General features: G+C 43.3%; 13 protein-coding genes. All 13 read left to right on the top strand.

Annotated features, from left to right (window positions below; genetic code table 11):
• Positions 1-5 precede the first annotated feature (5 nt).
• Positions 6-1,913 (top strand): asparagine synthase (glutamine-hydrolyzing), encoded by a 1,908-nt coding sequence (gene asnB / locus J3B89_RS12845; protein WP_215397974.1) that lies wholly within the window; start codon positions 6-8, stop codon positions 1,911-1,913.
• Positions 1,910-3,142: a hypothetical protein gene (locus J3B89_RS12850; protein WP_215397975.1), complete on the top strand. Its 1,233-nt coding sequence runs from the start codon at positions 1,910-1,912 to the stop codon at positions 3,140-3,142. The genes asnB and J3B89_RS12850 overlap by 4 nt, the downstream gene beginning before the upstream one ends.
• An 8-nt stretch (positions 3,143-3,150) precedes the next feature.
• Positions 3,151-3,687 (top strand): serine O-acetyltransferase, encoded by a 537-nt coding sequence (locus J3B89_RS12855; RefSeq protein WP_215397977.1) that lies wholly within the window; start codon positions 3,151-3,153, stop codon positions 3,685-3,687.
• A 6-nt stretch (positions 3,688-3,693) separates the two neighbouring features.
• On the top strand, positions 3,694-4,797 hold the full coding sequence (locus tag J3B89_RS12860) for a glycosyltransferase (RefSeq protein ID WP_215397978.1): 1,104 nt from the start codon (positions 3,694-3,696) through the stop codon (positions 4,795-4,797).
• The gene (locus tag J3B89_RS12865) at positions 4,787-5,689 is read left to right on the top strand and encodes a hypothetical protein (protein ID WP_215397979.1); all 903 of its coding nucleotides are present in this window, start codon (positions 4,787-4,789) and stop codon (positions 5,687-5,689) included. The genes J3B89_RS12860 and J3B89_RS12865 overlap by 11 nt, the downstream gene beginning before the upstream one ends.
• A gap of 224 nt (positions 5,690-5,913) precedes the next feature.
• Entirely contained in the window at positions 5,914-7,815 is a 1,902-nt protein-coding gene (locus tag J3B89_RS12870; RefSeq protein WP_252349450.1) for a bi-domain-containing oxidoreductase, read from the top strand.
• The gene (locus tag J3B89_RS12875; protein ID WP_215397982.1) at positions 7,815-9,635 is read left to right on the top strand and encodes a heparinase II/III family protein; all 1,821 of its coding nucleotides are present in this window, start codon (positions 7,815-7,817) and stop codon (positions 9,633-9,635) included. Before J3B89_RS12870 ends, J3B89_RS12875 begins: the two co-directional genes overlap by 1 nt.
• 1 nt (position 9,636) lies before the next feature.
• Positions 9,637-10,854: a glycosyltransferase family 4 protein gene (locus J3B89_RS12880; RefSeq protein WP_215397984.1), complete on the top strand. Its 1,218-nt coding sequence runs from the start codon at positions 9,637-9,639 to the stop codon at positions 10,852-10,854.
• Complete coding sequence (locus J3B89_RS12885) at positions 10,851-11,447, top strand: sugar transferase (RefSeq protein WP_349814221.1); 597 nt, start codon at positions 10,851-10,853, stop codon at positions 11,445-11,447. Before J3B89_RS12880 ends, J3B89_RS12885 begins: the two co-directional genes overlap by 4 nt.
• Positions 11,444-12,067, top strand: coding sequence for an acetyltransferase (locus J3B89_RS12890; RefSeq protein WP_215397988.1), 624 nt, complete (start codon positions 11,444-11,446; stop codon positions 12,065-12,067). The genes J3B89_RS12885 and J3B89_RS12890 overlap by 4 nt, the downstream gene beginning before the upstream one ends.
• 9 nt (positions 12,068-12,076) lie before the next feature.
• Positions 12,077-13,252 (top strand): DegT/DnrJ/EryC1/StrS family aminotransferase, encoded by a 1,176-nt coding sequence (locus J3B89_RS12895; protein ID WP_215397990.1) that lies wholly within the window; start codon positions 12,077-12,079, stop codon positions 13,250-13,252.
• A 91-nt stretch (positions 13,253-13,343) separates the two neighbouring features.
• The gene (locus J3B89_RS12900; protein WP_215397992.1) at positions 13,344-13,748 is read left to right on the top strand and encodes a nucleotidyltransferase substrate binding protein; all 405 of its coding nucleotides are present in this window, start codon (positions 13,344-13,346) and stop codon (positions 13,746-13,748) included.
• Positions 13,745-14,053: a nucleotidyltransferase domain-containing protein gene (locus J3B89_RS12905; RefSeq protein WP_215397993.1), complete on the top strand. Its 309-nt coding sequence runs from the start codon at positions 13,745-13,747 to the stop codon at positions 14,051-14,053. The genes J3B89_RS12900 and J3B89_RS12905 overlap by 4 nt, the downstream gene beginning before the upstream one ends.
• The last annotated feature ends 45 nt before the right edge of the window (positions 14,054-14,098 follow it).

The raw sequence follows: 14,098 nt of genomic DNA on the forward strand, positions 1-14,098 counted from the left end.
GAATTATGTGTGGTTTCTCAGGATTTATCGTAGCTAAGTCAGCCCAGTTCAAGCCGGATTTAGTTTTACAAAGTATGCTAAATAAAATTAGCCATAGAGGACCTGATGATTCAGGGATCTGGCTGGATGGCAGGATTGCTTTTGGGCATCAACGGCTATCTATCCATGATCTATCTCCTCTGGGACATCAACCTATGCATTCAGCTTCTGGCCGTTTTGTGGTGGTGTTTAATGGTGAAATATATAACTTTCAGCATTTGAGAATGCAGCTTGTAGGGTTGGGCAAAGTTTTTTACAGCGATTCTGATACTGAAGTTCTACTCGCTGCTATTGAAGTTTGGGGCGTCGAAAATTCACTTAAGCAGTTTGTCGGGATGTTTGCCTTTGCTTTATGGGATAAACAGGAAAAGAAACTGTTCCTTGCACGCGATCGAATGGGTGAGAAACCGCTGTATTACTCTAAATCAGAAGACGGTATTGTTTTTGGATCTCAGTTAGGTGCTCTGGCGGTTCACCCCGATGTTGATAAGGAAATAGACCGGAATGCGCTCGGTTTGTACTTACGGCATGGCTATATTCCTGCGCCCCATAGTATTTATGTTAATACTTATAAACTGATGCCCGGCTGTTATTTGGAGATAGCTTTTAACCGTGACAGACTGGTATTTTCTCAGCCAAAAGCTTATTGGTCTTTGGAAGCATCCATTTTATCTACACAATCTGAATATAAAATAAGTAAACCAGACGCCGCTTTGTTTAAACTGGATGCTCTTATTAATGACAGCGTTGAGTTGCAGTCTAAAGCTGATGTTCCTCTTGGTGCTTTTCTCTCTGGTGGTGTCGACTCATCAATCGTAACAGCATATATGCAATCACAGTCATCCGTTCCTGTTAACACGTTTACAATAGGATTTGACGATGAGAAGTTTAATGAAGCTAAATTTGCTAAGAATATAGCTGATTATTTAGGAACAAATCATACGGAGTATTATATTAATGAAAGCAATCTACTGGATGTAGTACCCACGCTACCTGATATATATGATGAGCCTTTTGCGGACTCTTCACAGATCCCAACAGTTATCGTGGGCGCTCTAGCCAAGAAGAAAGTGTCTGTTGCACTATCGGGAGATGGCGGCGATGAGTTATTTTGTGGTTATGGACGTTATGAGAGAACAGTAAAGCGTTGGAAATCAATTAGTAAAGTACCTCGCCCTTTTCGCTCACTTATTGGAAGTGCATCTACGCTAATCCCACCTCGCTATAACATAGCCTACGACAGAGTCTTGTCTAACACTCCGAGAGGCTTGATTCGAACTTTAGATTATCTGGGTTGTTCTGAGTTTAAGGATTTTTATAAACGGTCTGTTTCGTCTTTGGAAAATTGTGAGCAGGTTATAAAAGGTGCTGATGGTGTAGCAACTGTGTACGATAAAAACCAGCTGGCCGGCGATGCTTTTTATGAACATATGATGATTTCAGATACGCTCCAGTATTTGCCAGATGACATTTTGGTTAAAGTAGACAGAGCATTTATGTCATCGTCTTTAGAGGGGCGTATCCCGTTGTTAGATCATCGTATTGCTGAGTTTGCCTGGCGGGTTCCGGTAGATATTCACAGGTACGACGGTAAGGGTAAGTATTTACTTCGCGAGTTGTTGTATAGAAAAGTACCCAAAAATCTTATCGACAGACCAAAGATGGGCTTCGCAATACCTTTAGCCGATTGGCTTAGAGGGCCTCTTTTGGACTGGACAGAACAACTTTTATCTGAAAATCGCCTTGAGGATGATGGTATTTTCGATGTTAAGTTTGTTTCAGGTATTTGGAAACAGCATAAATTACACATAGCAGACTGGAGCACTTTGCTATGGTCTGTAATCATGTTTAATGCTTGGTATGAAAAGCAATGAAAGTGCCAACGCTGACAGTTAGAATATCAAAGGAAGGTATTTTATTTAAAGCCCTACTTTTAGTACTTACATTTTCTTTTGTTTTTAACTTGAAATTCATCGGTCTGGAATGGATGCCCGCAATAAGACTGGTTTTTATTATTTGTACTATTTTCGCTGGGATAAAAATAGCTTATTTTTTTTCCAAGGATGTGAAAGAGAACGTATTTTTCTATCTTGCTCAAATTTTTATTTTGATCTACGTCGGCATTCAGTCTTTTCTGCTACCTACAGATTTAGGCATGTTAAGCAAGATCATCGTCTTTCTTGTTTTTACGGTATATCTTGCTGTAGGAGCATCATTTTTCTTCAGAGATGTCAAGCATTTTTTACGTGTTATTGCAGCTTGCGCAGTCATTCAAGCAATATTGGTGTATTTTTCGTTCTTTAGCCCGGAGTATCGGCTGTGGTTATCGGGAGTAATGTTTAATAGCGGAAATATTCCCTTCGAAGATCCTTTCAGAGTACCCGGCTTTTCAACCGGCTCTGGAGCTACATTGGCACTTGCACTGTCTATAGGAACTTTTAGCAGCATGGCTCTTTACTGGATGGCTACTTCGCTTCGGGCTAAGCTATTATTTTTATTTTCTGCATTATTCATTACATTCTCATGTTTGTTTGTTGGTAAAATAGGTCTTTTCTTGTCAGCGTATAGTATTATGACATTTGTTCTTATCGGAGCTAGAGATATTAAAAGTACCGCATTTGTTTTTATTATGCTACTGTTTTTTTCTTTTAGTGTTTTTTTGTATGTTGATATAGATTTTGAGTCGATAGCTTATCCTTTGCAGCGTTCATTCTCCCTTTTTATTGAAGGCGATGACGCGTCTTTAAATGCTTTGAAAGAAATGCCTGTTCCTGTTATCGATGCTTCTACATTTGTGGGCACTGGTCTTGCTTCAGATCAGTATGGTTATAACGCATCTGGCAGTGATATAGGCTACATACAAACCTACTATGGTTTTGGCTTGGTTTTTGCAGTGCTTTTCTATATTTCATTTTTCTCATATCTTGTTACTAACATTGCCAAGCTGAGATCAAAACGTAATTTAATACTATGTTTGTTATTCTTTTTCCCGCTTTTCATTGTTGAATATAAAGAACCATTTATTAGCAAGGTTACATACCCTTTTGTTCTTCTTGTCATGCTGCACCTGTCAAGAAAGGAAGACAAGGCCAATGGATATTAAGAGGTACTATGCTTAAAGACGATTTGTTACGGACATATGAGTTAGTCGACGGCGGGAAGCTGAAAAAGGTGTTAGGGTGCTATCGTACCCCCGGATGTCATGCTGTTGTTACTTATCGATTTGGCCAATGGTTGTCACAGAAAAACATTTTCACACGCATTTTATTAGAACCGTTTTACCTGTTGCTGTATCATCGCATGCGAAGTAAATGGGGCATAGAAATTCCCAGAGCTGCTGATATCGGCCCTGGACTCTATATTGGTCATAATGGTGGTATTGTTATTTCCAGCCAAGTTAAGGCGGGTAAAAACTTGAGTATTTCACAAGGCGTTACTATTGGCGTATCCGGAAAAGGCATTAAGCGTGGTGTGCCGGTTATTGGCGATAATGTCTATATCGCTCCCGGAGCCAAAGTTTTTGGAAAGATATTTATTGGAAGTAATGTCTCTATTGGTGCGAATGCAGTTGTTAATCAGGATGTGCCTGATAACTCCGTGGCAGTTATATCGCCTGGTATAGTTATTTTTAAGAAGAACCCAAGTTGAATTACTATGCTTGACAATAAAAATGTACTTTTTGTTATTGACCATTTCGGCTCAGGCGGCGCTCAACGGCAGGTCGTCAACCTTGCGAATGGCCTTTCTAACAAAGGTTTTAATGTGCATATTGTTGTATATTATCCTCAATATGATCATCATCGATATGCTCTGCGGAGCGAAGTTGTAGTGCATGAGCTTTCTAAACGAACAAAGCTCGGTATTACTGTTCCTTTTAAGATTCTATATTTGCTCTATAATTACAGATATAAAGCAGTTTTTGGTTTTTTAGATACTCCCAGTTTATATTTGGAGCTAGCATCTTTACTTTATTTTCATAAGACAACGCTCTGCTATTCTGAACGAAGTTCTCTGGCTTTACAGAAGAAAGGTCCCGGATATTTTGTCAAGCAAAACCTCCATAAACTTTGTGACTTCATTACTTCTAACTCTATCGCGCAAACAGAGGTGCTTGCGGCCAGGTTTGGTTCAGTAAAAGTCAGGTACATTGCTAATGCGGTGCCTAAAGTTTTCCATGATGTCGTTAAAAACAGTGCTACCTATAGTGAGAAGGTTTTCGCTGTTTTTTCACATACAACACCATTCAAGAATTTCTCTTATGTTGTTGATTCTCTTATTGATTATAAAATAAGGTTCAAGTCAGAGCCCCCGGTTATTAATTGGTACGGTCATATTTACGAGTCTTCTGAATTGAATATTGCAAGAGAAAAACTATTGCATAACGGATTGCAAGATAATCTGATTTTTCATGGCCCGGTTAGTAATGTTGAAACTATTTTAAGTAAAGTATTTTTCTTGTTGCATCCTTCTCGTTTCGAATCATCTGCCAATGCAGTTGCTGAGGCTTTATCGGCAGGAACTCCAGTAATACTTGGCAATATTAACGATCATCCTATAATTGTAAAAGAGTCTGGCTCTGGCTTCTTGGTAGACCTGAGTAATCCGTCTAGTTTGGCAAATGCTTTGAATGTTGCCTTGAATATTTCTGAGGAAGAATATGATAATTTATGTCGTAATGCTAAGTTATATTCTTCATATAATTATGCAGATGAAGTGGCGGTTTGTAAGTATTTGGATATTATAAATAATGAGTGTTAAGAATTTTAAAGTGTCAGTTGCAGGCCGCTATCCGCCACCGGTCGGAGGCGTAAGTGTCTATGTCTCAAGGCGCTTTTCTCTGTTGAAGGCGCAGGGGAGGGAGGTCGAGAAGCTAGACTTTTCGGATCGGTTTTTTCCGTTTGATTTGTTTAAATCTGAAGCTGATACGTATGAGGTTAATAGTTTAAACTTGCTAGTTGTTTTCATTTTTTTTATTTTTGGTAAGTTGAGTAGATGTATTTTTATTGATCATAACGCCTCCAGGCATTACGTTGGATTTAAAAAGAAAGTTTTATTGTTTTTCATAAGGCGTGCTCTTAAAGTTTATGTTGTTAAGCCTGAGCTTAAAACTTTCTATCCCGATGGTATTACTGTAGATGTGGTTTCACCTTTTATAGTTCCTGACGTAGATCAACTGGATAGTGTATTGAGTTCTTATAGTCAAGAAGTGCTTGATTTTATAGAGAAAGGCGTTTTTGTTGTTAATTCGGCCTGGAAGTTCATTCCTTATAATAAAACAGATGTCTACGGTATCCTGGATAGTGTTGAGCTATTGAGGCGAGTTGATGATATTAAACTACTTTTGGCGGTCGCGGATTATAATCCTGCTGATATGCCTGCTGGCTTAGTTAGCGATATTGAAAGATTTGTCAACGAAGGTAGGTTATGTCTGTTTACAGGGCAAAAGCAACTATGGCCAGTGTTTAAGAAAAGTGCTGTTTGTCTTCGTTTGACTCCATATGATGGTGACAGTGTTTGTGTTCGTGAGGCTATTCACTTTGGATGCAAGGTTCTCGCATCTGATGCTGCGCCTCGTCCGTCTGATTGTTTTATTTACCCTTATGGTAATTTTGAACAGTTGAAAACTAAGTTAAAAGAGATGTTAGAGTGAAACAAATTCTGCAAGACATGGCTAAAGGCGGCACTACAATAGCTGAAGCACCAGCTCCAAAGGTGAGTTCGGGTACTGTATTAATTGATACAGCTATTACACTGATCTCCGCCGGCACAGAGCGTAGCTTGGTAGATTTTGGCAAGGCGTCAATGATTGATAAAGCCCGGCAGCAGCCTGAAAAAGTGAAAATGGTACTGGAGAAAGTAAAAACCGATGGCTTGATGACCACAGTGGATGCTGTTAAATCGAAGCTTGCCCAACCGTTGCCATTAGGCTATTGCAATGTAGGTGTAGTGGCTGAAGTTGGTCGTGGGGTTGACGGCTTTAAGCCCGGCGATCGGGTATTATCAAACGGACCCCATGCCGACGTAGTAAGAGTTGCAAAGAACTTGTGCGCGAAAATTCCGGACAATGTTAGCAACGAAGAAGCCGTATTTGCAGTGGTGGCGAGTATTGGTCTGCAGGGCATTCGCTTAGTTCAGCCTACGTTGGGCGAAAGTATTGTTGTTACCGGCGTAGGTCTGATTGGTTTGCTGACTGTGCAGATGTTGCGTGCCCAGGGCTGTCGGGTGCTGGCTATCGATTACGACCAGTCGAAACTTGAATTGGCTAAACAATTTGGTGCTGAAATCTGCAACCCCGGGCAGGGTGAAGACCCTGTTGCGGCAGGGTTGGCATTTAGTGGTGGTGACGGCATTGATGCGGTAATTATTACTGCTTCAACCAAGTCTAATGATCCGATTACCCAAGCTGCCCGCATGAGCCGAAAACGCGGTCGGATTATATTGGTTGGTGTGGTTGGTTTAGAGCTTAACCGGGCTGATTTTTATGAAAAAGAATTAACTTTTCAGGTATCGTGCTCTTACGGACCCGGTCGCTACGACCCAGCTTATGAAGAACAGGGGCATGATTATCCCAAAGCCTTTGTTCGATGGACGGAACAGCGTAATTTTGTTGCTATTCTGGATATGATGTCGTCTGGTTTGGTTGATGTAAAACCATTGATAAGCCACAAAATTGCATTTGAAAATGCGATTGAAGCTTATGATATCCTGACAAATGATAAAACAGCTTTAGGCATTTTACTGCAGTACGGTAGCGAAGTAGCCAGCCGCCATACCGACAGTGTTGTGTTATCGGCTACAACCTCTTTTGTACAAAGTGCTCCAGTCGTCGGTTTTGTAGGGGCAGGTAACTATGCCTCAAGAATGCTAATTCCGGCATTTAAAGCCGCCGGTGCGCAACTGCACAGTATTGCTACTTCTGGCGGTATTAATGGTGTTGTGCATGGTGAAAAAGCTGGTTTTTCAGAAGCCACCACCGACACCGCCGCGATGATTAATCATCCTGATATTAATACCATTGCCATTGTTACCCGACATAATAGCCATAGTCGTTTCGTTGTCGATGCTTTGCGTGCAGGCAAACATGTGTTTGTTGAGAAACCGTTGGCGATTTCCTTGGACGAACTGTCACAAGTTAAACAGGCCTACGACACGGCAGAAACTAAGCCCCAACTGATGGTAGGCTTTAACCGGCGGTTTTCGCCACAAGTTCAAAAGATGAAAGCCTTACTAAGTGCAGTAAAAGAGCCCAAGTCTTTTATTATGACAATGAATGCTGGTGGAATTCCAGCTGATCACTGGACTCAGGATAATTTGGTTGGCGGTGGGCGAATTATTGGTGAGGCTTGTCATTTTATTGATTTAATGCGCTATTTAGCTGGCTGCGAAATTGTTTCAGTACAAGCACGGCGTATGGGGGACAATCCACACCAGCAGATTACTGAAGATAAAGCCGCTATTATTTTAGGCTTTTCTGATGGCTCTTTTGGCACTATCAATTATTTTGCTAATGGTGCAGCAAGCTTTCCAAAAGAACGGGTTGAGGTTTTCACTGCTGGCAGGGTATTGCAGTTAGATAATTTTATTAAGTTAAAAGGTTTTGGTTGGCCAGGTTTTAATAAGCTGAACTTATGGAAACAGGATAAAGGTCAGAATGCTTGCGCAGCGGCCTTTTTAAATGCCATAAAGCAAGGTGTTAACGGACCGATACCAGTTGAAGAGTTATTTGAGGTCGCGCAAATTACCATTGAGGTTGCTGAGCAACTGCGAGCGCAATAATGTCACTGGTTATAAAAATAAAAACAGCGCTCAATCTGGGCGCTGTTAATTTATGGCGTGTTTTTACTTACCGTTTAGGCATTAAACTTGGCATTAATCCGGTAAAGCGTTTGAAGGCTGTCATTGGTGATGGAGATCTATTTTTACCCGTCACTGAATATGCCCAAACAACCCTGCCGGTAAATACTAGTTGGCTTGACCAGCAATGCTATTTTGGTTGGTTTAAAACATCAATAAAAGATACGCCAGAATGGGCACAAAACTGTTTTACTGGCGCAGCAGTTTCTGCAGACCAACCCTGGTGGCAGATCCCTGATTTTGATCCCAAGCTAGGTGATATCAAAACGGTTTGGGAAGCTTCACGCTTTGATTGGGTTGTCTGTTTTACTCAGGCCGCTTTAGCAGGTGATAAAGGTTACATCACCAAGTTAAACGGTTGGCTGGCAAATTGGCTGCAGCATAATCCGGTTTATAAGGGGCCTAATTGGAAATGTGGCCAGGAAGCGTCAATTCGCGTAATGCATCTTGCGCTTGCCGCATTATTGTTGCAACAGCAAAAAGTAACCACGACAGCATTGCAACAACTTATTGCTGCTCATCTGGCCAGAATCGCGCCTACTATTCGCTATGCGATAGGTCAGGACAATAATCATGGCACCTCTGAGGCTGCCGCACTTTTTATTGGTGGTAGTTGGTTGGCGCTATATGACCATCCACAGGCGCTGCAATGGCAAAAGATGGGACGTAAGTGGTTAGAAAACCGAGCACATTGCTTAATAGAGCAGGACGGTAGTTTTAGCCAGTATTCGGCTACCTACCACCGGGTAATGTTGGACACTTATGCATTTGTAGAAGTATGGCGTCGCAGTTTGTCGCTTCCAGCGTTCTCTGGAAAGTTGAAAACTAAACTAGCTGCTGCAACGTTGTGGCTCTATAACCTGCCCGGTGTTGCCTTTGGTGATGTGGCGAACCTTGGTGCGAATGATGGTGCCAGGTTAATCCCTCTGGCAGATAGTGACTATCGCGATTGTCGCCCCAGTGTGCAATTGGCATCGGCACTGTTTTTAAATAAGCAGGCCTTTGTCGGCGATGGTGTATGGAATGCGCCTTTAAAATGGCTGCAATTATCACTGCCGTCAGCCGTAGTGAGCGAACCCGTCAGTCAACAATTTGATAAGGGCGGTTATACCGTGCTGCGGCGGAACGATGCCGCAGCTTTACTGCGTTATCCGCGCTTTCGTTTCCGCCCAGGACAGGCTGATGCATTACACCTGGATTTTTGGTTGGCAGGTGTTAATGTGCTGCGTGATGGCGGCAGTTACAGCTATAATTCAACACCTGAAATGGTAAGCTATTTTTCCGGTACCGCCAGCCATAACACCGCTCAGTTTGACAACCGGGAACAGATGCCAAAGCTTAGCCGGTTTTTATTTGGTGAATGGTTAACGACCAACTATTTACGGCCAATGTCTATAACTGACAGCAGCGTAAGTTTTGCTGCTGGCTACACCGACTATAGAGGGGCCAGCCATAAGCGGCACGTGATGCTCGCTAATAATCTATTGACCGTTAATGACGAACTGTCAGGTTTTAAACAGAGCGCAGTGATTCGTTGGCGTTTAGTGCCGGGAGATTGGGCGTTAGATGGCAACTCTGTTACCAATGGCAAGCTTAGATTGAACATTAGCTCCCAAAGCACCTTTAGTTTGCGGCTTTGTGAGGGGCAGGAGTCGCGTTACTACCTACAAACTACACCTTTACCTGTGCTTGAACTACGTACCACTGAGCCTGGAACTTTTACCACGGAGTTGTTTTTTTAAAATGAGAGTGCTCTATTTTCATCAACATTTTTCGACCCCTAAAGGCGCTGCGGGTATTCGTTCTTACCAGATGGCGCGTAAGTTAGTAGAACAAGGCCATCAGGTAACTATGGTGTGCGGCAGTTATAGCGGCGGCCAAACTGGGTTGGCTGGCGATTTTGTTGGCGGAAAACGAACTGGTAGTGTTGATGGTATCGACGTTATTGAGTTTGATTTAGCTTACGCAAATAGTGATGGTTTTGTAAAACGCGCCGGCATTTTCCTAAAATTTGCATTAAAAAGTATTGGTATAGCATTAAAAAGTGAGTATGACGTGGTGTTTGCCACTACTACACCGCTAACTGCTGGCATTCCGGGCATTTTTGCCCGCTGGTTACGTGGTAAGCCGTTCGTGTTTGAGGTGCGTGATTTGTGGCCTGAACTGCCAAAAGCAATGGGTGTTATCAAGAATCCAGTAGTGCTGTTCGCGATGTCGTGTTTAGAATGGCTATCGTACCGTTCGGCACACCGCTGTATTGGTTTGGCGCCAGGTATCGCCGAAGGTATTGCCAAGCGCGGAGTGAAGCCTGACAACATTCGTGCTATTCCAAATGGTTGCGATTTGTCCATCTTTGAAAGTTTTGATCAAGCATGGCGACCTGTCGGGGTTGGACCAGATGACCTGATGGCGGTGTTTACAGGTACTCATGGTATGGCAAATGGCTTGGATGCGGCACTGGATGCTGCCGCCGTACTGAAAATGCGGGGCCGTGATGATATTAAGCTGGTATTGGTAGGGCAGGGTAAATTAAAGCCTGCATTACAGGCGCGGGCGCGGCAGCTTGGCTTGGATAATGTAATTTTCCATGACCCGGTAGATAAAAAAACCTTGGCAGGTTTAATGGCAAGTGCGGATTTGGGTATGCAACTACTGGCAAATGTACCTGCTTTTTACTACGGTACTTCGCCAAATAAATTTTTTGATTATATTGCTTCGGGCCTGCCTGTTTTAAATAACTATCCTGGGTGGCTTGCTGACTATATTAAACAAGAGCAATGTGGCTTTGCAGTAAAACCGAATGATCCTGCGGCCTTTGCTGATGCTTTAGAGCATGCTCAAAGCAATCGTCAGGAACTACAACTGATGGGAGAACGAGCTAAGCAATTGGCAACAACGCAGTTTAATCGTGACAACCTTGCTGACCAATGGGTAAATTGGGTGACAGGGGTGGTATCGTGAAACGACTGTTTGACCTTTTTGTTTCGTTGTTAGCACTGATGGCGTTGTGGCCTGTAATTTTACTGGTTGGGCTATTGATTAGATTTAAGTTAGGTTCACCTGTACTGTTTAAACAAACCCGTCCCGGCCTGCATGGTAAACCGTTTAATATGCTTAAATTCCGCTCGATGTTGGACGCTACTGATAAAGATGGTAACCCGCTACCTGATGAGCAGCGGTTAACCCGTTTTGGTCGCATTTTACGTTCGACCAGTTTAGATGAACTGCCTGGGCTAATTAACGTGTTAAAAGGCGATATGAGCCTGGTGGGGCCAAGGCCTTTATTAATGGAATATTTGCCTTTGTATTCTGCCGAGCAGGCTAGACGACATGATGTGCGCCCCGGGATCACCGGTTGGGCACAGGTAAATGGCCGTAATGCCATTAGCTGGGAAGATAAATTTAAGTTAGATGTTTGGTATGTAGATAACCGCAGCATTTGGCTGGATATCAAAATATTATTCCTCACTGTAAAGAAGGTGTTTGTTCGTGAGGGTATTTCGGCTGCGGGTGAAGCCACCATGTCGAAATTTACTGGCAGTAGTAACAGATGAAAACCCTTGCAATAGTTGGCGCCAGTGGCCACGGCAAGGTGGTTGCCGATGCCGCTTTGAGTACTGGTTTGTGGGACGACGTTGTTTTCTACGATGATGCCTGGCCAGCTAAAACAAGAAACGGCAATTCTGCTGTAGTAGGTAACACTCAAAGTTTATTTGATTTACCGCAGAAGCCAGAGGTTATTGTTGCTATTGGTAATAATAAAATCCGGCTGGCAAAACAGCGGGAGCTGGTAAATGCTGGTTTTACTCTTGCTACAGTCGTGCATTTAACGGCCGTAGTATCGCGTTCAGCCATTGTTCAAGCGGGTACCGTTGTTATGGCTGGTGCAGTTATTAATGCTGATGCTGTTATTGGTGCTGCCTGCATTGTTAACTCAAATGCGGTGGTAGAGCATGACTGTATTTTGGCTGATGCTGTGCATATTAGCCCCGGTGCTGGTTTGGCGGGGGGCGTGGTGGTTGGTGAAAGCAGTTGGGTAGGAATAGGCGCAACTGTTATTCAATTAAAGCATATTGGTAAGAATGTAATGGTTGGTGCAGCCGCTGCGGTAGTTAACGATCTACCTGATAATGTAACTGCGGTAGGCGTACCAGCAAAAATTATTAAGTCGTGATGGAGCGCTATGTTAAACACTAAATTTTCTCCTTGGCCTAGTTTTACCGAAGAAGAGGCCAATACTGTTCGTGATGTGGTGTTGTCGAACAAGGTTAATTACTGGACGGGCCAAGAATGTCGTGAGTTTGAAAAAGAATTTGCTGCTTGGGCTGGTACTAAATATGCGGTGGCGTTGAGTAACGGTACGCTAGCTTTAGATGTAGCACTTAAAGCTGTCGGTGTTTGTGTTGGTCACGATGTTATTGTTACCCCCCGCACTTTTTTAGCGTCCGCTTCAACAGTCGTTACTGCTGGTGCTAACCCGGTGTTTGCTGACGTTGATCTTAATAGCCAGAATATTACTGCAGAAAGTATTGAGAAAGTATTAACCCCAAATACTAAAGCGGTAATAGTAGTGCATTTAGCGGGTATGCCCGCTGATATGGACCCCATTATGGCGTTGGCTGAAAAGCATGGTTTTGCCGTTATTGAAGACTGTGCCCAGGCTCATGGTGCTAAATATAAAGGGCGTTCTGTTGGCTCTATTGGCCATATCGGCGCCTGGAGCTTCTGTCAGGATAAAATTATGACTACCGGCGGTGAAGGCGGTATGGTAACCACTAACGATAAGATCTTATGGTCGCGTATGTGGTCGTACAAAGATCATGGTAAAAGCTTTGAAGCGGTGTACGAACGTGAGCATCCGCCAGGCTTTCGCTGGGTGCATGAAAGTTTCGGCACCAACTGGCGCATGATGGAAATGCAGGCAGTTATTGGCCGTATTCAATTACGCAGGATGGCAGATTGGACAAAATCGCGGCAAGCTAATGCTGCAATGATTGATGCTGTTGCTGCTAAGTATCCAGTTCTTTGCTTGGTCCAGGTTCCCGCAGATTACGAACACGCTGAGTACAAACATTATTTCTTTGTTAATCCTGATAAGCTTGCTGCAGGTTGGAACCGGGATCGTATCGTCGATGAAATAATGAATAGAGGCGTGCCTTGCTATCAGGGCAGCTGTTCTGAAGTATATCTGGAAAAAGCCTTTGATAATACGCCATGGCGGCCCAAAGAGCGGCTACCAAATGCTAAGTTATTAGGTGAGACCAGTGTGATGATGCTGGTGCATCCAACCTTGACAGAAGAAGAAATGAACAAGAGTTGTCAGGTGCTAGATGAAGTGCTGACGCTGGCGAGTGCTTAGTGGCTAATGTTGAGTAGTGAGTTTTTAGTGCTTAGTTGTTAGGGTATAGCTTAAGTTTGAGTGTTCGTTTTTTTATTCCGGGGGGCATAGTATGGGTGAAGAAGTTCGTTGGCGTCAGCGGTTTCAAAACTATCAAAAAGCCCTTGGGCAGCTGGTTTCTGCATTATCACAGTACGACGAACATGCCGAGTCACTGATAAAAGAGGGCATTTTACAGCGTTTCGAGTTTACTCATGAACTCGCGTGGAAAGTACTGAAAGATTATCTTGAGTATGAGGGGCATCAGGGTATTACCGGTTCCCGATCTGCCAGTCGTTTAGCCTTTTCGCTTGGCTTGGTTAGCGATGGACAGGTTTGGATGGACATGATTGAGAGTAGAAATCGTACTGTGCATACCTACGATGAACGTGTTTTAGAACAGGAGTTTGCCAAAGTACAGCAAGCTTATGCTCCGGCGTTATCTGAGTTGGCTATTCGTATGCAGCCATTACTATGAGCTACGGGCTGCCGGATTTAACTGTAGCTAAGCTGCAAGGTGTTTTTGCCCGTCACCCGGAAATTGAGCAGGTGGTGCTGTATGGTTCACGTGCTAAGGGAAATTACCGGCCTGGTTCAGATATTGATCTGACGTTGCTTGGACAATCCTGCGACGACAATACTTTGCGTCTTGTTATGCGCGAGTTGGACGAATTAAATACACCCTATTTGATGGATGTGTCGTTGTATCATCAGCTGCTATCGGAAGATCTAAAAAAACATATAGCGGATTTTGGTAAGGTGTTTTATCAACGCGGATTGTAGTTGTGAGTTTTTAGTTATGAGTGCGAAGTGTTGAACTGCAGGTGC

The organism is Rheinheimera oceanensis (assembly GCF_018831085.1).
GTDB lineage: Bacteria > Pseudomonadota > Gammaproteobacteria > Enterobacterales > Alteromonadaceae > Alishewanella > Alishewanella oceanensis.

Coding starts and splice junctions, on each gene's coding strand:
- asnB (WP_215397974.1), top strand. CDS start 6: ATGTGTGGTTTCTCAGGATTTATCGTAGCTAAGTCAGCCCAGTTCAAG.
- J3B89_RS12850 (WP_215397975.1), top strand. CDS start 1,910: ATGAAAGTGCCAACGCTGACAGTTAGAATATCAAAGGAAGGTATTTTA.
- J3B89_RS12855 (WP_215397977.1), top strand. CDS start 3,151: ATGCTTAAAGACGATTTGTTACGGACATATGAGTTAGTCGACGGCGGG.
- J3B89_RS12860 (WP_215397978.1), top strand. CDS start 3,694: ATGCTTGACAATAAAAATGTACTTTTTGTTATTGACCATTTCGGCTCA.
- J3B89_RS12865 (WP_215397979.1), top strand. CDS start 4,787: ATGAGTGTTAAGAATTTTAAAGTGTCAGTTGCAGGCCGCTATCCGCCA.
- J3B89_RS12870 (WP_252349450.1), top strand. CDS start 5,914: ATGACCACAGTGGATGCTGTTAAATCGAAGCTTGCCCAACCGTTGCCA.
- J3B89_RS12875 (WP_215397982.1), top strand. CDS start 7,815: ATGTCACTGGTTATAAAAATAAAAACAGCGCTCAATCTGGGCGCTGTT.
- J3B89_RS12880 (WP_215397984.1), top strand. CDS start 9,637: ATGAGAGTGCTCTATTTTCATCAACATTTTTCGACCCCTAAAGGCGCT.
- J3B89_RS12890 (WP_215397988.1), top strand. CDS start 11,444: ATGAAAACCCTTGCAATAGTTGGCGCCAGTGGCCACGGCAAGGTGGTT.
- J3B89_RS12895 (WP_215397990.1), top strand. CDS start 12,077: ATGTTAAACACTAAATTTTCTCCTTGGCCTAGTTTTACCGAAGAAGAG.
- J3B89_RS12900 (WP_215397992.1), top strand. CDS start 13,344: ATGGGTGAAGAAGTTCGTTGGCGTCAGCGGTTTCAAAACTATCAAAAA.
- J3B89_RS12905 (WP_215397993.1), top strand. CDS start 13,745: ATGAGCTACGGGCTGCCGGATTTAACTGTAGCTAAGCTGCAAGGTGTT.